23 protein-coding genes and 5 pseudogenes are annotated in these 19,286 nt (G+C 42.0%); 17 read left to right on the forward strand and 11 right to left on the reverse strand.

The window, feature by feature from the left end; translation table 11 throughout:
* The 11 genes and pseudogenes from E3E24_RS04570 to trpA all read left to right on the forward strand — a co-directional run.
* Positions 1–143 (forward strand): NYN domain-containing protein (locus tag E3E24_RS04570; RefSeq protein WP_167915709.1); only part of this gene is annotated, 143 nt, incomplete at its 5' end.
* A 98-nt stretch (positions 144–241) separates the two neighbouring features.
* Positions 242–1,327 carry an anthranilate synthase component I gene (locus tag E3E24_RS04575; RefSeq protein WP_167885508.1) on the forward strand — a complete coding sequence of 362 codons (1,086 nt, stop codon included), beginning with the start codon at positions 242–244 and terminating at the stop codon, positions 1,325–1,327.
* Positions 1,324–1,896, forward strand: coding sequence for an aminodeoxychorismate/anthranilate synthase component II (locus E3E24_RS04580; RefSeq protein ID WP_167885507.1), 573 nt, complete (start codon positions 1,324–1,326; stop codon positions 1,894–1,896). The genes E3E24_RS04575 and E3E24_RS04580 overlap by 4 nt, the downstream gene beginning before the upstream one ends.
* The gene (locus tag E3E24_RS04585; RefSeq protein ID WP_167885506.1) at positions 1,896–2,522 is read left to right on the forward strand and encodes a phosphoribosylanthranilate isomerase; all 627 of its coding nucleotides are present in this window, start codon (positions 1,896–1,898) and stop codon (positions 2,520–2,522) included. The genes E3E24_RS04580 and E3E24_RS04585 overlap by 1 nt, the downstream gene beginning before the upstream one ends.
* A pseudogene (trpB, locus tag E3E24_RS04590) lies at positions 2,509–3,256 on the forward strand (tryptophan synthase subunit beta); the annotation flags it as partial. The gene E3E24_RS04585 and the pseudogene trpB, both read left to right, overlap by 14 nt.
* 237 nt (positions 3,257–3,493) lie before the next feature.
* Positions 3,494–3,664, forward strand: a complete 171-nt coding sequence (locus E3E24_RS04595; RefSeq protein WP_167885027.1) for a hypothetical protein — start codon at positions 3,494–3,496, stop codon at positions 3,662–3,664.
* Positions 3,625–3,984 (forward strand): hypothetical protein, encoded by a 360-nt coding sequence (locus E3E24_RS12815; RefSeq protein ID WP_240912123.1) that lies wholly within the window; start codon positions 3,625–3,627, stop codon positions 3,982–3,984. Before E3E24_RS04595 ends, E3E24_RS12815 begins: the two co-directional genes overlap by 40 nt.
* Positions 3,985–3,995: 11 nt before the next feature.
* Positions 3,996–4,217 (forward strand): hypothetical protein, encoded by a 222-nt coding sequence (locus E3E24_RS12820; protein WP_240912122.1) that lies wholly within the window; start codon positions 3,996–3,998, stop codon positions 4,215–4,217.
* Positions 4,196–4,699: a hypothetical protein gene (locus E3E24_RS12825; protein WP_240912535.1), complete on the forward strand. Its 504-nt coding sequence runs from the start codon at positions 4,196–4,198 to the stop codon at positions 4,697–4,699. The genes E3E24_RS12820 and E3E24_RS12825 overlap by 22 nt, the downstream gene beginning before the upstream one ends.
* A pseudogene (locus tag E3E24_RS04605) lies at positions 4,696–5,127 on the forward strand (pyridoxal-phosphate dependent enzyme); the annotation flags it as partial. The gene E3E24_RS12825 and the pseudogene E3E24_RS04605, both read left to right, overlap by 4 nt.
* Positions 5,120–5,862 (forward strand): annotated as a pseudogene (trpA, locus tag E3E24_RS04610) (tryptophan synthase subunit alpha). The pseudogenes E3E24_RS04605 and trpA, both read left to right, overlap by 8 nt.
* Positions 5,863–6,032: 170 nt before the next feature.
* Here trpA and E3E24_RS04615 read toward each other — a convergent pair.
* The 7 genes and pseudogenes from E3E24_RS04615 to E3E24_RS04630 all read right to left on the reverse strand — a co-directional run.
* Positions 6,033–6,176 (reverse strand): annotated as a pseudogene (locus E3E24_RS04615) (chorismate synthase); the annotation flags it as partial.
* Positions 6,177–6,354: 178 nt separating this feature from the next.
* On the reverse strand, positions 6,355–6,534 hold the full coding sequence (locus E3E24_RS12830; RefSeq protein WP_240912119.1) for a transketolase C-terminal domain-containing protein: 180 nt from the start codon (positions 6,532–6,534) through the stop codon (positions 6,355–6,357).
* Between the two features lie 22 nt (positions 6,535–6,556).
* Positions 6,557–6,730 carry a hypothetical protein gene (locus E3E24_RS12835; protein ID WP_240912118.1) on the reverse strand — a complete coding sequence of 58 codons (174 nt, stop codon included), beginning with the start codon at positions 6,728–6,730 and terminating at the stop codon, positions 6,557–6,559.
* On the reverse strand, positions 6,727–6,861 hold the full coding sequence (locus tag E3E24_RS12840; RefSeq protein ID WP_240912117.1) for a hypothetical protein: 135 nt from the start codon (positions 6,859–6,861) through the stop codon (positions 6,727–6,729). The genes E3E24_RS12835 and E3E24_RS12840 overlap by 4 nt, the downstream gene beginning before the upstream one ends.
* A 23-nt stretch (positions 6,862–6,884) precedes the next feature.
* The gene (locus E3E24_RS12845; protein WP_240912116.1) at positions 6,885–7,106 is read right to left on the reverse strand and encodes a hypothetical protein; all 222 of its coding nucleotides are present in this window, start codon (positions 7,104–7,106) and stop codon (positions 6,885–6,887) included.
* Positions 7,107–7,154: 48 nt separating this feature from the next.
* Positions 7,155–7,775, reverse strand: a complete 621-nt coding sequence (locus E3E24_RS04625; protein WP_240912115.1) for a 1-deoxy-D-xylulose-5-phosphate synthase N-terminal domain-containing protein — start codon at positions 7,773–7,775, stop codon at positions 7,155–7,157.
* Positions 7,772–8,073: pseudogene (locus E3E24_RS04630) on the reverse strand (hypothetical protein). Before E3E24_RS04630 ends, E3E24_RS04625 begins: the two are co-directional and overlap by 4 nt.
* A gap of 257 nt (positions 8,074–8,330) precedes the next feature.
* Between E3E24_RS04630 and E3E24_RS04635 the strand changes: the two are divergent.
* Genes E3E24_RS04635 through proC form a run of 5 tightly spaced genes read left to right on the forward strand, consistent with a single transcriptional unit; the run spans position 8,331 to position 13,191 of the window.
* Positions 8,331–9,428 (forward strand): aspartate kinase, encoded by a 1,098-nt coding sequence (locus tag E3E24_RS04635; RefSeq protein ID WP_167885505.1) that lies wholly within the window; start codon positions 8,331–8,333, stop codon positions 9,426–9,428.
* Positions 9,379–10,266 carry a homoserine kinase gene (locus E3E24_RS04640; RefSeq protein WP_167885504.1) on the forward strand — a complete coding sequence of 296 codons (888 nt, stop codon included), beginning with the start codon at positions 9,379–9,381 and terminating at the stop codon, positions 10,264–10,266. Before E3E24_RS04635 ends, E3E24_RS04640 begins: the two co-directional genes overlap by 50 nt.
* Complete coding sequence (thrC, locus tag E3E24_RS04645; RefSeq protein WP_167885503.1) at positions 10,251–11,426, forward strand: threonine synthase; 1,176 nt, start codon at positions 10,251–10,253, stop codon at positions 11,424–11,426. The genes E3E24_RS04640 and thrC overlap by 16 nt, the downstream gene beginning before the upstream one ends.
* Positions 11,426–12,412, forward strand: a complete 987-nt coding sequence (gene asd / locus E3E24_RS04650) for an aspartate-semialdehyde dehydrogenase (protein ID WP_167885502.1) — start codon at positions 11,426–11,428, stop codon at positions 12,410–12,412. The genes thrC and asd overlap by 1 nt, the downstream gene beginning before the upstream one ends.
* Complete coding sequence (gene proC / locus E3E24_RS04655) at positions 12,409–13,191, forward strand: pyrroline-5-carboxylate reductase (RefSeq protein WP_167885501.1); 783 nt, start codon at positions 12,409–12,411, stop codon at positions 13,189–13,191. Before asd ends, proC begins: the two co-directional genes overlap by 4 nt.
* A gap of 18 nt (positions 13,192–13,209) precedes the next feature.
* Here the strand turns inward: proC and E3E24_RS04660 are convergent, their stop codons facing one another.
* Positions 13,210–14,478, reverse strand: coding sequence for a UbiD family decarboxylase (locus E3E24_RS04660; RefSeq protein ID WP_167885500.1), 1,269 nt, complete (start codon positions 14,476–14,478; stop codon positions 13,210–13,212).
* 111 nt (positions 14,479–14,589) lie between these two features.
* On the opposite strand from E3E24_RS04660, the gene E3E24_RS04665 reads away from it, so the two are divergent.
* The gene (locus tag E3E24_RS04665; protein WP_167885570.1) at positions 14,590–15,954 is read left to right on the forward strand and encodes a DEAD/DEAH box helicase; all 1,365 of its coding nucleotides are present in this window, start codon (positions 14,590–14,592) and stop codon (positions 15,952–15,954) included.
* Here the strand turns inward: E3E24_RS04665 and truA are convergent.
* The 3 genes from truA to pheT form a co-directional block, all read right to left on the reverse strand.
* A complete protein-coding gene (gene truA, locus E3E24_RS04670; RefSeq protein WP_167885499.1) occupies positions 15,949–16,749 on the reverse strand; it encodes a tRNA pseudouridine(38-40) synthase TruA in 801 nt (266 codons plus the stop codon). The genes E3E24_RS04665 and truA overlap by 6 nt on opposite strands.
* A 409-nt stretch (positions 16,750–17,158) precedes the next feature.
* Positions 17,159–17,578: a hypothetical protein gene (locus tag E3E24_RS04675; protein WP_167885498.1), complete on the reverse strand. Its 420-nt coding sequence runs from the start codon at positions 17,576–17,578 to the stop codon at positions 17,159–17,161.
* A gap of 20 nt (positions 17,579–17,598) precedes the next feature.
* The gene (gene pheT, locus E3E24_RS04680) at positions 17,599–19,278 is read right to left on the reverse strand and encodes a phenylalanine--tRNA ligase subunit beta (RefSeq protein WP_167885497.1); all 1,680 of its coding nucleotides are present in this window, start codon (positions 19,276–19,278) and stop codon (positions 17,599–17,601) included.
* Between the last annotated feature and the right edge of the window lie 8 nt (positions 19,279–19,286).

The raw sequence follows: 19,286 nt of genomic DNA on the forward strand, positions 1-19,286 counted from the left end.
ACTTCCTGCCTGTAGTGAATGAAGCGAAAAGCAAGGGGAAAGAAACTGTAGTAATCGGGGCTGAGCCGGGGTTCAGTAAGGCCTTACAGAACGCTGCAGATTACGTTATAATCTTGGGAAGGAGTTTGGAGGAAAAACAATAGATCTAAGTACCAATTCCGCGCTTTGAGATTGAAGTTGAAGACATTAGCAAGCTGGACGAATTTCATGATAAAGAAAGAGAAATCTCTAAAAGGAAATAATGAAACCGGAGAAAACTATTAAGAAGGATCGATTTTTTGGAGGATTGGTTGGCTATATAGCCTACGATGCAGTTCACAACTACATAGAAGGTAATATTGTAGAGCCCTCGGTTTTCGGCTTCTATAGGCACGGTTTCATATATGACCATCTTACCAATGAGTTCTACTTCTTCTCCTTAGACGATCACTCAGAGCTCAATCCTGATACAATAGTGAGCAGGGCCAAGAGGATCCAGTATGAGCTTAGTAATAAATCATCTGATCTTATAGGCTGTGATGCTAAAGAGGATGAGTTCATTGAGATAGTTCAGAAGGGCAAAGAGTACATATTCGCCGGAGATGTTTTCCAAGTCGTTCTATCCAGGGAATACACCATAAATACTGACATGGATCCACTTTCCATTTACATGAATCTGCGAAAGATAAATCCAAGCCCTTACATGTTCCTGCTTGAGTTCCAAGAGAAGATCCTTGTAGGAGCATCTCCTGAAACGATGGCCTCGGTTGAAGGAAAAACTGTGAAGATAAATCCCATTGCTGGGACTGCTCCTCGAGGCAAGAACAAGCAGGAAGATTTGGAAATCGAGAGGAAGCTATTGAATGATGAAAAGGAGAGGGCAGAGCACGTCATGTTGGTTGATCTGGCAAGGAACGATGTTAGACGGGTTTCAAAGCCGGGCAGCGTTAGGCTTGTCAGGTTCTTCGACGTTGTAAGGTACAGCCACGTGATGCACATAGAGAGCGAAGTTGTTGGGGAGCTTGCGGAAGATAAGACGATGTTTGATGCTATTGAGGCAGCATTTCCAGCTGGAACGCTGACAGGCGCGCCTAAAATAAGGGCAATAGAAATAATTGACGAGCTTGAAAAGTCTCCCAGGCGCGTTTATGGGGGAGCCGTTGGTTACTTCTCCGTAACAGGATGGGCCGACTTTGCCATAGCCATCAGGATGGTGGAAATGGAAGGAAAGATAGCAAGAGTTAGGGCAGGTGCTGGAATAGTTGCCGATTCAATTCCAGAAAAGGAGTTCATTGAGACTGAGAACAAGATGAAGGCTGTTTTAAAGGCCTTGGGGGCGAGGGAATGATAGTGATAGTGGACAACAGGGATTCCTTCGTTTGGAACCTTGTAGAATATGCATCACTCTTCGATGAGGTTGAGGTAGTTCCCAACACTATAACGCTAAGTGAAGTCAGGAGAATTGATCCGGATGGAATAATAATCTCTCCTGGGCCCGGATCTCCAGATAGGAGAAGAGACGTTGGCAATTCTCCAGAGATAGTGTTAGAGGCTGAGGTTCCGGTCCTTGGTGTGTGCCTCGGTCACCAGATAATCGCCCATGCTTTCGGCGGAAGAGTTGGGAGAGTATTTCCGAGACATGGGAAAGCCAGTCCAATAAGGCATGATGGTAGAACGATATTCAGAGGAATAAAGAATCCTCTGATAGGCGGTCGTTATCACTCTTTGGCAGTTTTAGAGGTTCCCAAAGGCTTTGAAGTTTCAGCAGTCTCTCTAGATGATGGCATTATAATGGGGATAAGGCACAAGAGGAAGCCTATAGAGGGCGTGCAGTTTCATCCAGAAAGCGTTCTAACGGAATATGAGCGAGGAGAGGGGCTTAGAATAATCAAAAACTTCGTGGAGATGACGAGGTAATGTTCGTGAAAATTTGCGGAATTAAGAGCATTGAAGAGCTCAGGATCGTTGAAAGATACGCAGATGCCACTGGAGTTGTAGTTGAAAGTCCATCGAGGAGAAAAGTACCTTTATCCCTTGCTCACGAAATAATTGAGGAGTCAAAAATCTCGGTGTTTCTAGTTTCCACTCTTGAGGACTTTAATTCGTGGTCTAGGGTAATAGAGGCCACAGAGGCCACTCATATCCAGATTCACTCACGAGCCACTCCGGATGTCGTTGAAAGGCTGAAGCTGGAGTTTGGAGTTTTTATAATGAAGGCCTTCAAAGTGCCTCAATTCAGCAACAATCCTGAAGCAGATGCTGAAAAGCTGATCTTAGAGATTCAGGAGTATGATGTTGACAGAATACTCCTAGACACCGGAGCCGGCACTGGAGAGCTTCACGACTACAGGGTGAGCTCGATAATAGCAAGGAAATTTCCAGTTGTTATTGCCGGTGGACTAACCCCAAATAACGTTTCCGACGTGATAAAAGCCGTCAGGCCGTTTGGTGTTGATGTCTCTAGCGGTGTTGAGAAGAATGGTAGGAAAGATCCCGAGTTAATTGAAATGTTTGTTAGGAGGGTTAAAGATGAAGTTTGGTGAATTTGGCGGTCAATATGTTCCCGAAACATTAATGGCCCCACTGAAGGAGCTTGAAAGGGCGTATAACAAACTTAAAGACTGATGAAGAATTCAATGCCCAGCTCGACTACTACCTTAGGGCTTGGGCAGGAAGGCCTACTCCTTTATACTATGCTGAAAGACTAACAAAAAAACTTGAAGGGGCCAAAATATACCTCAAGAGGGAAGATTTACTGCATGGAGGGGCGCATAAAACGAACAACGCTATAGGACAAGCATTACTGGCCAAATTCATGGAAAAGACTCGTCTTATAGCCGAAACAGGAGCTGGACAACATGGTGTTGCAACTGCCATGGCCGGAGCGCTCCTTGGGATGAAGGTTGATGTGTATATGGGAGCCAAGGACGTTGAGAGGCAGAAGATGAACGTTTTCAGAATGAGACTACTTGGGGCAAATGTTATTCCCGTTGAAAGTGGAACTAAAACCCTTAAGGATGCAATAAACGAGGCATTAAGGGATTGGGTTGCAACTTTTGAATACTCTCACTACCTGATAGGCTCCGTCGTTGGGCCTCATCCTTATCCGACAATCGTCAGGGATTTTCAGTCAGTCATTGGAAAAGAAACCAAGGAGCAGATATTCGAGCTCGAGGGGACTTTGCCCGATGTAATAGTTGCCTGCGTTGGAGGAGGAAGTAACGCTATTGGAATATTCTACCCCTTCATAGACGAAAATGTTAGATTAGTCGGGGTCTTCTTCACGTGAGTTCACGAAAACTCACGTGAAGATTCATTCCCCGATTTACGGTGGGTGCCCAGACTTAGACCGTCCTGCCCACTCTCCTTCTCTCCAACGCCTCACTACGGCAGAACGGGTCGCCCGAACACCCACCGGGTTCAGCCAGTCCTCCACCTCACCTCGCTCATCGACTTCATCAGACTGGCATCACAACCAAAAACTATTTAAGAACATACGTATTTAAGTATTTTGGTGAATACAATGGGAGTCATAACCGTGAAAATACCCGACGACCTCGAAGTGAGGTTCCGAAAGAAAATCCTCGACGTTTATGGCGTCAAAAAAGGAGTACTTGGAAAGGCAATAAGTGAGGCGATTGAACTATGGCTGGAAAAACACGAAAAATCCGACGAGCAGAAGTAAACTACATCACAATAAAGACAAGGATAGAATCTAAATCACAAGAAGACTACTTAAAACTTGCCCTTCTCACAGAGAGGTTCAAGAAGGCAGTCGAACTTGCAATACGACTTCAACTAAAAGGTTTCAAGAAGAGCGAAGGAGTGAAAGAAATATCACGGCTAATCCTCAACAACTGGTGGTATTCCGATAGTGCATGGGACTATGCAAAGATGCTCCTTAAGGGAGCGAAAACTAACGGGGAATATCCGAACATATTCACCCGAAATCCAAGTTCCTCATCAGCAAACCAAAGGAGAATGAAAAAGGAAACAGAAACGTGAGAATGGAAGGGTTGAAGGTTAAAATACGCTCGAACGGGGAGTGGCTGAACTTTAAACTTAGAACGAACGAAAAGTTTATCCCCATTCTCCTTGATGCTCAAAAGTTCAAATACGGGGCACAAGTCATTCTGAGGAATGGGAAAGTTTATCTCCACGTCCAGGTTCCATTTGAGGTCTATCTAAGGCACTTCGGAAAAAGGGCAAAGGGAGGTTGTATGCCGGTTTTGATTTGAACTCAGATAGGGTGAATATGGCCATTCTCGATGGAGATGGGATTATTCGAGACGTTCGGGTGGAACATTTTCCAGAAGTTAATTCTCCCGGTTTTCCAAAGAGCAAGGCGAAGGACTTAAGATTAAAGGCACTCTCAAGACTATTGGATTATGCGTATTATCACGGTGTTTCCGTTGTCTTCTTCGAGGATTTGAGTATGATTAAAAGAAAGGGTGGGAAGGTTGTAAGGTCGAAGAAAGGGAATAGGAAGGCGTCAAATTTCGCTAAGAAAGAACTTCTTGAACATGGTATTACTATGGCATTGAAGAGGGGTTTTGAAGTGTTTTTGGTTAATCCCACTGGGTCTTCTAAGTTGGGGAGAGAATTATCTCGCGGGTTGGACCTTGACATTCACTCTTCATCAGCGTTCGTCATTGGTTTATTGGGGTTAAATTACTTGAAAACTCACAAACACTCGCAAAAAGAGGAGCAGTTTAGGTAGGCGTTGAAGCTGGGGGAAGGGATCTTAACAGCGGAAAGCATTCCGCATCTCTAAATGCTGGCGAAAAGGGAGTTTTTCATGGCATGCTATCATACTTCCTTCAAGATGAAGAGGGGCAGATTAAAGAAACTCACAGCATTGCAGCAGGTTTGGATTATCCTAGCGTAGGCCCCGAGCACGCCTACTTAAAGAAAACTGGAAGGGCAGAATACGTTACGGTAACGGATGAAGAAGCGCTTAGAGCGTTTCTCGAGCTTTCTAAAGTGGAAGGAATAATACCCGCTCTTGAATCCGCACACGCCGTTGCATATGCAATGAAGATCGCTCCAGAGATGGAGAAGGACGAGATCATAGTTGTGAACCTCTCGGGTAGGGGAGACAAGGATCTTGGAATAGTTATGGGTGCAATGGGTGGTGGAGATGTTTAAGCATGGGGCCTTCATTTCCTACATAACGGCTGGCGATCCAAGCCCTCAGGCTACAATTAAGTTTCTTCAGATTTTAGATGAGTATGCGGACCTCATAGAGTTGGGTATACCTTTCAGCGATCCTATAGCTGATGGGAGAACAATTCAGATGTCTCACTACAGGGCACTTAAGGCTGGCACGAGGCTGAAGGATGTTTTCTCTGTAATTAGGGAATTTAGGCAGGTTTCTGCTACTCCGATAGTTCTTATGACTTACTATAACCCAATCTACAGGGTGGTCTTGAAAAATTTCATTGAGAGGGCTAAGTCAAGCGGGGTTGATGGCCTTCTTGTTGTGGATCTGCCCGTAAACGAGGCAGCAGAATATTTAGATGTTTGCAAGGAGGAAGGAATAAAAACGGTTTTCTTGGCCGCACCGAATACATCAGATGAAAGGCTGAGGGAGATAGATAGGGCATCAACAGGCTTCGTTTATTTAATATCCCTCTACGGAACTACTGGAGCCAGAGATAGGATCCCCGAGACAGCATTCAACCTACTCAGAAGGGCAAGAAAGATCTGCAGGAATAAACTAGCTGTTGGTTTTGGAGTATCTAGAAGGGAGCACATTGAGAGGCTTTTGAGGGGGGAGCGGATGGCGTTGTTGTGGGAAGTGCTCTAGTTGAGATAATCGGGAAATATGGAGAAGATGCAGGAGAACACTTAAAGGAAAAGATTGAGTCGTTGATAGTTTAGATCCCTAATGAGTATAGAATCTCAATGTAGTAGCTCCTCTTGGTTATGTAGCTTACTGGATATTATGCACGTCCCTTACCATTTTTTCTTGTGGTGTATCCCTTTAGAGCTCTTCTCCCCTTAAAGAGTCAGGTTGTCAATCTTATCATCCCCCTCAAGCTAATAAAGGCCTACCAGCTAAGGCGTCTCAAGAGGTGATCGGCCAGCACGAAGGATATCATCCCCTCAACAACTGGAAGTGCCTTGGGAACTATGCACGAGTCAAACCCTCCCCTGAGCTTAATTTCCACTTCTTCCATCAGATCAACTGTTTTCTAGGGGAGTAGATTAATGGGCCCTTACTGTATTTGAGCAGCATTAGGTCACCTCCCTAAATAATCATAAAGCGTGATATAATCTATATAGTCTTAGGAGCTCCCCCGAATTCGGTTGTTCCAATCCTTATGATCTTCTTGGGCATCTTCTCAGAGAGAACCTCAGCGACTGCTCCTCTCAAACCCCATATATACTGTGTTCTTCGAGCGTTACTATAAGATTTGCTTTCTTAGCGATTTTAAGGAGGATCCTCTCGTCCAGTGGCTTTATGGCATGAAAATCGGCAATGCTAATGCTGATGTCTTTGAGTTTCTCTGCAACTTGAAGGGCAACTGGAACCATAAAACCGTGGGCCAATATGAAGACATCTTCCTGTCCTTTAAATCCCTGCTTTCCCTATTCGGAGTTCTTCTCTATCGTAAACTTTTAACGTGTAATCCCTACCAATTCTTATGTAAAATAGTCCTTCTTCCTCTACAATCTGCTCTAGGAGTGTCTTGGTGGAGTAAGCATCGGCAGGAGCAATAACCCTTATGTTTGCCAATACTCTCATGAGAGCTGGTCTTCTAAGCATTGATGCGATGAACCATCCATAAAGTCTGAAAATCCCGAATGAGTGGCCACTATTTTGACGTTTAAATTGTCCCCAGCTACGGTGTTCCTTATCTGCTCCCATGCTCTCATAATGAAAACCGCAAAGGCTGAGGCTACTGGAATTTTTTCCAGCTATCGCGAGTCCTGTAGCTGTAGAGATCATATCCTGCTCGCTTATCCTTAATTTGGATGGATCTGTTTGGAAAGCTCTTCTCAAAATATATGGCTTTGGTTGAACTTTTAACGTCGGCATCTAGGACAACAACCCGTTCGTTCCTTCTCCCTATATCAACTAAAGCTCTTCCAAAGGCTTCCCTGAAGCGTTCTATTCTCATCTCTCTGACCACCTCGCGATGATGATCTTTGGCTTATCCTTGATGCTCTCAAGTTCCTTTACTGCTCTTTGGATTTCCTTGGCGTTGTTTTCTACTTCCAAAGCCTCCCAGCCAAAGGCCCTCCACTTCTCTGCCAGAGGTTCTTTTTTTGAGCGTTTCCTCGGTTTCCCCAGTTAATTGTCTGAAGTTCCTGTCAATTACCGCAACGACATTGTCCAGCCTGTAATGTGAGGCCGTCATTGCTGCTTCCCAAACTTGACCTTCATCCAACTCTCCATTGCCCAGTATCACGTATACTTTCCTGTCTTCTCCTTCAAGTTTGGCTGTAAGTGCAATTCCGTTAGCTACAGAAAGTCCTTGACCCAAAGAGCCACTTGAAACCTCAACAAATGGCAATCCTTTGACCAAGTGACTTGGCAACCCACCAATATCAGCAAAGCTCTTTAATTCTTCATCGCTTAAGAGTCCAAGTTCCGAAAGGATAACGTAGAATGCAGGTGCTGAATGTCCCTTACTCAGGATTACAACGTCGTTGTTTCTCTTAATTTCCATTATTGCTCTCAGGATTTCTAGGGATGTAATTGACGAGTTCATGTGGAAGTAGTTCACAGGCTTAAGCATTTCCCGAAGCTTTAGGTGTAGGAGCAGATACTGCATGCTTTCGCTCATTCCATCACCCCCAAGATCTTCAGAACAAACTTACCATGTTCAGTTAATTTAACGGGCCTAGGGTTCTTTTTTGTTCCGTAATCTATAAGACAAGCTCTTTCAGAATTTTTGCGTTAAGCTTTAACGTCGATATTGGCTTATTCTTTTTCCTGCTGAGTTCTTCAAGAAGGGCATTTAGGGAACTGTGTTCACTGTTGACACTCTTTAATATAAGGAGCTGGTTTTCATTCAAGGCCCTCAGAAGGAGATTTCTAAGAATCTCTGTCCCATCACTCAATATTGGCAGGGCATCATCCATTGGCAGGGCATCACCATCACCGAAGTTTGAAGATTGACTTTTAGTATTTAAATTTTTGGCTAAGATAAGCTGTCCAAACTGACATTTCAAACTCTTAAACATGATGAAGATTGTCATTTTAACTAAAAATTTGTTTTGATTGTTCAAAGTGACAACATCAGAGCGTAGATTCCAGTAAAAGCCATCAGAAGTTCAAAAAATTTTCGGAAAATCTTATATTTGATAAGAAAAGCTTTCAAAAGAGGTGGTTTAAATGGGTGATTTACAAACTCTCCGCTAAGTCAAGGGTAGTTATTAAATTTGGAGGAAGCTCAGTTAGAGACTCTTTTAGCGAAGCTTTAGAGCTTGTCAAGAAGCTCCATGATGGGAACGAAGTTGTAGTTGTTCTATCCGCATTAAAGGGTGTTACAGACTTACTATTGAAGTTAGCAGAAAGCAGAAGTCCAGAGATTCTTGAAAAGTTCGAGGAGATACATCTGAGAGCAATTGAGAAGCTTGGAATTGATTTGAACATTGAAAATGAAATCAAAGAGCTTAAATTTGTCCTAGAAAATGAAAAAATGTTTCCAAATAGAGAAGCGTACATAGATCATGTCCTGTCATTCGGAGAGAGATTATCAGTAAAACTTTTCTCCAAAGCTTTGGAGGACGAAGGGCTCAAAAGTGCCCCAGTTGATGCTTTTTATCTAATAGAAACAGATGGAAACTTTGGTAATGCTAAGGTCGACCTAGAAAAAACAAGGGACAAGATTTGGATGATAGAGGCGCTACTAAAGACAGACAAAGTTCCCGTTGTCACAGGATTTCTCGGGAATTTCAACGGCTTCAGGACTACACTGGGGAGGGGAGGAAGCGATTACACGGCTTCAGTTTTGGGATACCTCTTGAGTGCCAGAGCAGTTTTAATTATGAGTGATGTCAAGGGAATTTATACTGCTGACCCAAGGATAGTCAAAGATGCCAGAATTATCCCATTTATCTCTTATGATGAGGCTTTAATTGCCTCAAGACTCGGACTGAAAGCCTTACATGAGAGAACCATTGAACCAATAAGAGATAAAGTTCCATTAATTCTTGGAAAAACAAGTGAATGGAAATTAGGGACATTAGTTTCAGATATTAGCTTTAAAATGCCAATAATCACTTACAAGATTCTCGGAGATAAGGCAAAGATAGGAGTAGTCGGAGCTTCTCGCGTTGATGTGCAGTATCCAATTGCTGAGCAAGGCGATAGCTACGTATGTTTCTTCGTCGATAAGATTGAGCTTAAGGAAGCCTTGAATGAAATTCATGAGGTGGTTTTAAATGAAAGTATCAGCTCCAGCAACAATAGCGAACTTTGGGCCAGGATTTGATGTCTTTGGTTTGTGTCTTGATGAACCGAAAGACATCATTGAGGTCAAAGAAAGCGACGAAGTTATAGTAGAAGTCGATGGATTTAATGTGCCAGAAGAACCTGAGAAAAATGTTGCCTCAGTATCTGCTCTTGCACTCTTGAAGATGCTTAAAGCAGAGATAGGCTTTAAGATGAAGGTTAAAAAGGGAATAAGACCCAAAAGCGGGCTTGGAAGTTCAGGAGCTTCAGCTTTGGGTGGAGCATTGGCAATGGCAAAACTCCTTGGGATTGAAGATAAGGAACTCATAATAAAAGCAGCTCTAGAAGGAGAGAGAATAGCATCAGGAAGTGCTCATGGAGACAACGTTGTTCCCTCCCTCTTTGGTGGATTCACGATACTAAAATCTCTTTCCCCCCTTGAAGTGTTTAAGCTTGATGTAAACTTTAAGCTTGTCATTGTTCTCCCAGAAGTTGAGGTCAGCACAAAAAAAGCAAGGGCCATTTTGCCAAGATATGTGCCTCTAAGCGATGCCGTTAGAAATTTGGCCCTTGCAAGTGCTTTAATATCGGCTTTGAAGGAAGGAGATTTGAAAAAAGCTGGAAAGCTTTTGGATGACTACTTAGCTATTCCTTATAGAAAACTGCTCATGCCTTGGTTTGATAAGGTCAGAAAAGCTGCATTAGAAAGTGGAGCTTATGGTGTTTCTCTGTCTGGTTCAGGGCCCAGCATGTTTGCTTTGGGAGAGGATTTGAGAAATATCGGAAAGGCTATGGTTGAAGCCTTTGAGAATGAGGGAATTAGAGCAGAATATTTCATCACTAAAGTTGGAGGTGGAGCAAGATGCTTAGGTGTATAGAGTGTGGTGGGGAGTATTCAGAAGACGAAGTGAGGTATAGGTGTGATTGCGGCGGTCTGCTGGAGGTAGTCATCGATTTGGACAAAGTTGAAAACGTTTTTGATGGAAAAAACATAACACTGTGGAAGTATAAGAGCTTTATTCCCGTTGAAAAGAGAGTTTCTCTCAACGAAGGAGGAACACCTCTGTATCGTCTGGAAAACCTTCAGAGAGAACTTGAGATGAAAGAGCTTTACGTCAAAAATGAAGGTGCAAACCCAACAGGTTCTTTCAAGGATAGAGGAATGACAGTTGGTGTTTCAAAGGCAATTGAACTGGGCATGGACAAAGTTATATGTGCTTCAACAGGAAATACATCGGCATCTTTAGCCGCTTATTCGGCAAAAGCAGGGATAAAAAGTTATGTTCTCGTTCCAAGCGGAAAGATAGCATTAGGAAAGCTTGCTCAGGCTATAGTATATGGTGCGAAAGTTATCCCAGTTAGAGGGAACTTTGACGATGCTCTGAGAGTAGTGGTTGAAGCGAGTAGAGAACTGGGAGTCTACATGCTTAACTCAATCAATCCTTTCCGTTTAGAGGGGCAGAAGACAATAGCTTTTGAGATATTTGACCAGCTTGGCTTTGTTCCAGATAACATAATTCTGCCCGTAGGAAATGCTGGTAACATTTCAGCTATCTGGAAAGGGTTTAAGGAGCTTTATGAAGCCGGCTTTATTGATAAGTTGCCAAGGATGATTGGCATTCAAGCAGAAGGAGCATCTCCACTAGCTAAAGCTTTCAAGAAAAGAAAGCCATTTGAGCCTGAAGAAAAGCCTGAGACTGTAGCAACAGCAATTAGGATTGGGAATCCAGCCAACTGGAAGAAAGCTTGGAGAGCTGTTGAAGAATCGAGCGGATTGTTTGAGAGTGTGAGCGATGAAGAGATTCTCAAGGCTCAAAAACTGCTCGCATCAAAAGAGGGAATTTTTGTCGAGCCAGCATCGGCATCTTCCTTGGCTGGTCTAATTAAGCTGAAAGAGCTTAGCCTAATTGAGCCAGATGAGAGCTATGTTTTAATTACAACGGGGCATGGACTGAAAGATCCAAACATAATAATTGAGAACTTTAAACTGCCAGAGCCTATAGAGCCAAATTTAGAAGCATTTAGGGAGGTTCTTTGATGGAGGTTGCAATTTTAGGCGCCACAGGCTTAGTTGGACAGACCTTTGTGAGACTTTTGACAAATCATCCTTGGTTCAAAATTGAAAGATTGGTTGCTTCGGAGAGGTCTAAAGGAAAGAAGTACAGAGAGATTGCAGAATGGGCCAGTGAGGATATTGGAGATATAGAGGTAGAGAGCTTGAAAGATTTCTTAAAGAATCCAGACGTGGATTTAGTCTTCTCAGCTCTTCCTTCTTCAATAGCCGGTAAAGTGGAGGAAAAGCTTGCCGAGAAAATCCCCGTGTTCAGCAACGCTTCATCCCATAGATATGAAAATGATGTACCTATTCTAGTCCCGGAAGTCAATGGTGATCAGTTAAAGCTTATTGAATTTCAGCAAGAGCGGAGATGCTGGGAAGGATTCATAGTTACGAACCCAAACTGCTCAACTGCAATACTGGTGCTTTCACTTAAAGTTCTCTCAGAATTCGGGCTCAAAAAGGTCAATGTTGCAACAATGCAGGCTATAAGCGGAGCCGGATTTAGAGGCTTATCAGCCCTGCAGATTTTTGACAACGTAATTCCATACATTGAAAAGGAAGAGTGGAAAATCGAGAACGAATCAAGAAAAATCCTTGGCTTTGACTTTGAAATATCCGCTATTACAACAAGAGTTCCAGTATCTCATGGACACACAGAGGCAGTTTTTGTTGAACTTGATGAAGACATCAGCGTTGAAGAACTTAGAAAAGCTTTTGAATCTTTTGATCCATTGAAAGAACTTAAGCTCCCTTCATATGCAAAGCCAATTGTCTATAGGGAAATCCCCCAGCCAAAACTACATAGGGAATTAGGCAATGGAATGACCGTCACAGTCGGAAGACTAGAAAAGATTGAGAAAGAGAAGTTCAAATACGTCACTTTGGGACACAATCTTATTAGAGGAGCTGCTGGAGGTTCAATTCTAAATGCAGAGTTAGCTTACAGGTTAGGGGTGATAAAATGAAGATAGCTGTAATTGGAGCTGGAACAGTTGGAAGTGCCGTTGCTAAAGCGTTGTCTGAGAGATATGAAGTTATAGCCACAAGGAGAAAGATTGAGAAGATTAAATGGCTCAAAGAACATGGTGTCGAAGTGCTGAGAGACAATAAAATCGCGGCAGAAATGGCGGATATAATAATACTAACCGTGAAGCCAAACAAAATTAGAAAAGTTCTGGAAGAAATTAGAGAAGCCGTTGAAGGAAAAATCGTTATTTCATTTGCCGCTGGTATTCCCTTAAAGGTTCTCAAGAGCTCAGCTGATGCAAAGTTTGTTAGAGCTATGCCCAACATAGCAATTCTTGTGAGGGAGTCGTTCACAGCTTATGCTACAAATGACCTGAGCGACGAGGAAATAAAGCTTGTCGAGGAGATTTTTAGAACTTTTGGGAGGTGCATTAAAATTGAAGAGGAATACATGGACGCAATAACAGGGCTGAGCGGCTCAGGACCAGCTTATGCCTCTGTCTTTTTAGAATCTCTCATATACGGAGGCTTGAAAGTGGGTCTGCCGGGGGATATTGCCCTACTCGCAGCTGCTCAGACTCTTCTAGGCACAGCAAAGCTCCTCTTGGAGACAAATTTACACCCAGCCCAAATTAGAGATATGGTGATAACCCCGGGAGGAACAACGATAGATGGAATTTTTGAGCTTGAAGATAGCCGAATAAGGACAGCCATAATGAAAGCTGTGGATGCCGCAACGAAGAAGTCGAAGATTTTATCGCTTGAGATTAATAGATAAAGAATTGACAAAGAAAGGTCACAATTTGGCCCTTTCAAACTCCTCCTTTTTATCCAAAGGCTTCGTTGCATCAATTCCCCACTTTGCTGTTAGGCTTTTCTCAGCTGAGGGGTCAAGCGAAGAGCCTCTTGCATTTGGAATTATCACCAAATCCCTATCAGCTTGAAATCTTGTCGCTATAGCCCATTCAACTTCTCTGTCATCATAGATGTTTACATCCTCATCAACAACTACAACGTGCTTTAATGATGGATGCCCTGCAAATGCTGCCAATATAGCGTTCTTTCCATCCCCATCGTGCTGCTTTGTAATTGAAACGACAGCATGAAGCCACATGCAGCCACCTTCCGTAAGTCTTACTCCATGCACTTTAGGAACAACTCTTTTCACGCTCTTGTAAATTTGGGGCTCTTTTGGGAGGCCCATGAGCATGTAGTGCTCATAACCTCCAGGCAAAAGGGCATGGAAAATTGGGTTGTCAACATGGTACATCTTTTCAAATACTACGACAGGTTGCTTTCTAACGTAGTCGTAAGTTCCCGTTATGTCGACAAAAGGACCTTCATCAGTCAGCTCTGGTAGAATCTTTGCCTCAAAAACAAACTCACTCTCTGCCGGAACTGGAATGCCACTGATATTAACAACCTCCAAGGGTGATCCTAAGGTTTTCTCCTTTATCGCAGAAGCAATGTTAAGCTCGCTCTTGCCATATTCCACGCTTGTAGCAGCGGCAAGCAAAACGTAGATTGGATTACCAACAATTATTCTGACATCAAGCTCTTCTCCTCTTTCTGCTTTCTCTTTCCACATTGCATACAAGTGACGGGGAACAATTCTTATTGCTGCTCTCTTATCATCAATTACCATCATTCTATGGAAAGACATGTTCACAAAGCCATTTTCATCTTTTGCAACAACAATAGCAGACGTGAAATATTCTCCCCCATCCTTCGGATAATACTTTGGAATCGGGAGCTCTTTAAGGGAGAAATCCGCGGTTTTGTTTTTCATAAACTCAGCTTTCCCAATTAACTTATAATCATGAAGATTATCCATTGCGTACTCCATAATGTGCAGAATTTCCTCCTTTTTAACGCCTAAGTATTTTGCTATTCTCTCTCTCGTGCTCCAGATGTTGCCAGCAACTTCCCATCCATCAACATCTTTGAAAAGAACGGGCTTGGTCTTGTATTTGAGCAGATACCTCGTCACTTCAAGGTTCTTGTTGACTGGTTTTTCAATAGTAACAACATCATCCATAAATTCTTCAATAATCTGCCTTAACATAATACCACCCTCCCTAACTATGTTAACTTACTTTTATCCTTTCTGCACAAATTTGAGCCAAAAAGTCTATAAAGAGTTTCCTCCAAAACTGTCTTTTGATTGACGATGTCCATGGTAACGTTACGAATTCCAAATAAAAGTGCAAAGGTCATCATCGAGAAAGCAGAACCAAAGGTCTACTTCATGATTTATGAAGCTCTAAGCTACAAGAGAGATTTTGGTAAGTGGGAAAAGCCTGAAAGCTTGTACGATCCATATGAGAAGTCTTTTCCTGTAGGGTTGATTCCAAGAGTTAAAAAGCTCTTGAATTCTAGGGGTTATCGTGTGAGGATTATAGATGAACGTGAAGTTGAGGGTGTCAAACTGAATTCAGAGTGGAATGAGAAGTACAAGCTAAGGAGATATCAGCAGAAAGCCGTTAGAAAGGCAATAAAAGCAAAGATGGGTGTTCTTGCATTGCCTGTTGGAAGCGGAAAAACAGTTGTAGGTTTGAGGATTGTCCATGAGCTTGACCTCTCTGCTCTCATAGTTGTCCATACTAAAGAGCTTCTCTATCAGTGGAAAGAAAAGGCTGAAGAAGTTCTTGGAGTTGAAGCTGGTATCGTTGGGGACAATAAGTGGAATGAAAAACCTGTGACTGTAGCTATGATCCAAACACTCCTCTCGAGGGGTGCTGATAAACTCAAGCTCCCCTATGCCATAGTGGTTTTTGATGAATGTCATAGAACTTCAGCGGCAGAAAAATTCTACCAGCTTGGAATGTCCCTACCCCAAGTCTATCGCTTTGGGCTCTCAGCTACACCTTGGAGAAGAATTAGAGGGGAAGAGATAAAGATTGAAGGAGCAATAGGGCCAATAATCTATGAAGTCAAGGCAGATGAGCTAATTAAGGAAGGTTTCTTAGCAAAGCCAAAATTTGAAATTATCAGATATAAATCAAAGATGCCAGCTTTAGCCGAGAGATACAAGGAGCTTTACGAAGAGATGATTATGGAAAACGAAGAGAGAAATAAAGCTATTGTTGAAAAAGCTATTGAGCTTGCGAAAGAAGGACACAGAGTCTTGATTGACGTCAGAAGAATTGACCATGGAGAAATCCTGGTGAAGATGCTTAAGGAGAGAGGAGTTAATGCTGAGTTTTTGAGTTCACAAAGCCCCAACAGATGGGAACTCTTTGAAAAGTTCAAGAGAGGAGAGATCCAAGTCTTGGTTTCGACTCTGCTTAAAGAAGGTGTTGACATACCGGAGATTTCTGCCATAATTTTAGCTGGTGGTGGAAAGAGTGACATAATGACAATACAGACAATTGGAAGAGCACTAAGGCCGAAAGATGGAAGAGAAGCCGTAATAGTCGATGTCCAAGACGATGATCCGTTATTATTTACACACTTTATCGAAAGAGAGAAAGCCTTGAAGCAGTATTATGGAAAGTTCTATGACAACAATCTTTTCAATAAAGCCAAGCAGAAATCATAGAGACAACAGCCAATCCCTAAATATGCTGGATTTAACCATTGCATAACTAAACCTTTCAAAAAACTCCTGTCTAATCTTTTTGAGCGAGTATTCATCAATTTGGAAGTTCACTTTGTCGTACTTTATCTCCCACAGAACAAGATTCTCTGGAGGTGCTGGAGGGAGCTTTTTATTAGCTTTTCCATTCAGCATTTTTCTTACATCTTCGGTCCCGATAACACCAAGACCACATAGCTTTAATGCAGTTACAATTCTCCTGACCATCTCCCAAAGAAAGCTTTTTCCTTCAATTTCGATTACAATAACGTCTCCTTTTGGTGCGATCTCAAGCCTAATAATCTCTCTTATAGGATCTTTAAACTTTTCAAGCCTAGCAAAGGCAGAAAAATCATGAGTGCCAACGAAAAGCTCACCACATTCTCTCATTGCATCTACATCAAATCCTTCATTAACCAAGTAATACCGATAAATTTTACTTCTTGCCCAGAACCTTGGATGGAAATCATCTGGAACTTGAGCAATTCCTAAAACCCAAACATCTCTTAAGTGATGATTTAAAATCCGCGGTTGAGCTAATTTTGGATTTTCAGTATTGAATGCAACCACATTTCCAAATGCGCTAACTCCTTTATCTGTTCTTGAAGCTCCCTTGAAATTAGCTTTGTCTGGAGATTCAATCAGATTAAGCTTCTGGAGAACCCTAATTATCTCACCTTCTACCGTTCTCAATTCAGGTTGTCGCTGAAATCCGTTGAATTTAGTGCCATCATATGCTATTTTTAAGGCAATTCTCATACTCCCCGCCTATAATGGGGTAACAAGCTTTGATTATAAAAGACTTTTGGAAATAAAACTCCGCACTAGCTTTTTTGATTTAAAATTTTCGTACATTGACGTGCATAAATAGACATTCAAGTTTTTCTCCAAACATTGATGTCTTTATATTATGTAAATGTTTATAAACGTAAAGTGAAAATGTTCAAAAGTATGCTAAAATGTCTCAAATTTTTCGAAACATTGACAACAAAACTGAGACAAACTTTAAATGCACATTGATGGATATCATTATTGGAGGTGGGAAGAATGGAAAATAAATGTATAAGGGATAACGAGGTGTTAAGTGCCATTGAGAACTTTGAGATAATGCTTACTCAATTGATTAAGAGATTGGAGAGAAAAATAAAGCAAAAGAAAAAGTCTAAGGTCAAGTCTTTGGATTTTTAGATTTTTTAGCTCTTCTCTGATTAACTAGATCCCCCAAATATGCAAATCCATATAAAGCAACAATTGTGCTGATTGTTAACCCCAATATATCCGTTATAGTTGCTTCAAATTTATATAGAGTTAACCCCAACACTCCAACGACTATAAGGAGCAACGTCATCATAATTTTTATCCCAAACTCTTCAACATAAATAATCAAACCAAAAAGAAGCCATACAATTATTTCAAAGTAAATATAAGCATCTCGAACTTTTCCGGCTTTCCAGTTCATCAAAACAAGCCCAACCATTATAATCAAAAGGAAAAATCTACCCCATTCTTTGTGAGTTTCCATTAATTTTGGTACATATAATCCAATTAAGAGACCAAGGATAATTGCAAAAAGCAAACCTAAATTCATGACACTCACCAAAAATTAAGTTAAGAGGAGGGCTTGTAAAGAGGTTTTAAGAATATCTCAAAAGCTGCAACGGGCATTTCAATGCCCCAGTTCTCTAAAACTTGCGGGTGAATTTCACCGATTATACCAATTTCTTTCCCATCAACAATTATCTTTCCAACTCTGCCCGGAATGAATGAGCCATGCTCTGTCTCTTCAAGCTCATATTCAAAGCCTAAATGGTGCATGACGCTGTCAAGGATTTCCTTAACCTCTGTAAATGTAACTCTTGGATGGGCTATTGCAACAGCTAATTTGCTCTCGCTTACTGTTTTTGTTTCCTTTGTTTCATCTATTAAGGTAGCCTTTCCAACTTCGAAGATTTTTTGTGGATATTCTTCATGGGTGTTTAAGCTAAGGAACTCCATCAGTGAAGGGATAAGCCACTTCCTCAATGCACTCCATCTCAAACTCACTGGATTCTCAATTTCAACTATATCTTCCTCAGGAATGTTCATCTTGGTGAACTGGGCTTCCTTGTTAGTAAGATTAAAGGTCATGACTTCTTGTAGTCCAAAGCCAATCATTAATTCCCTAATGGCATTCTCAAACTCGATAAAGTCGTCTCCTCTCCCCTGAACGGCTAATTTTGGTTCTTCTGGTTCAATCTCGTTATAGCCGTAAGCAATGAGAACATCCTCCAAAACGTCACGAGCATGCATTATGTCGTCTCTAAACGCAGGATATTTGAGTTTGGCTTTTCCATTTTCAAGCTTTACTTCGTAGAACATCCTCTCTAAGAGCTCTTTAATCTGCTCATCGCTCAGCTCGATTCCAGCAAGCTTTTTGATATAGCCGAGGTCAACCTCAAACTCTTTTGGAGTTAAATCAGGCGTTTCAATTTCAAAGTCTTTGTAAACAACTTTTACGCTCTTTATCTTTCCGCCGCGCTCTGCTAAAGCTGTAACAATAACATTCAAAGCAAGCATTATCTTGTTCAAGTCCCATCCAGTGATGTCTATGAAAATGTTTCTTGTCTCCTCAGTAACTTTTCCATGGGTCTCTGAGTTTATAACTGGGGGCATAGAAAGAACGTTGCCCTCGCTGTCAACCAAAAGGGGATAATATGGCTTTCCTTTAATAAGGTGGCCGTATTCAATTCCCTTCTCGTGTTTCTCAAGTATCTCATTTGCTGTCATCTCTTCCTCGCAGTTCAGAGGAATGAATTTTATCTTCTCTGGTTCAACAGCTTTGTAGTAAAATGGGGGCTTAAGCTTATCAAAGTCAAAAGTCCCAATTGCAACTTCCCTTCTCTTTCTTCCAAAAGTCAGAGCAATTTTTTCTTGAAGCTGAATCAACTGTTTAAATGCCTCCTCATCGAGGTTTACGTCCTCAACTACTGCATAAACTCCATAAGGCCTAATATCCTTAAGCTTCTCATCAACGTAAACAACAATGTCGCTTTTCTCAACTTCGTATTTCGGCAAACCCTTTTTCATTCCAAGCGCCCATTTTATCTGCCTTGCAATTCCCTCGGCACTCCACAAGTCCGGTCTGTTTGTGTCCTTTGCATCGGCTTTGAAGTAAATTTTCCCATCCTCTTCCCAGACATCATCGAGCTCGCATTTAGCGTAAAGGAATAAGTCTTCCCACTCCTCAACTGTAAAGCTCTTTCCAACCAAGCGTTCCAAATCAGCTTTAGCAACATCGAACTTTGGCATTTTGCCCA

Origin of the sequence: Thermococcus sp. LS2, from assembly GCF_012027375.1 — an archaeon.
Lineage (GTDB): Archaea > Methanobacteriota_B > Thermococci > Thermococcales > Thermococcaceae > Thermococcus_B.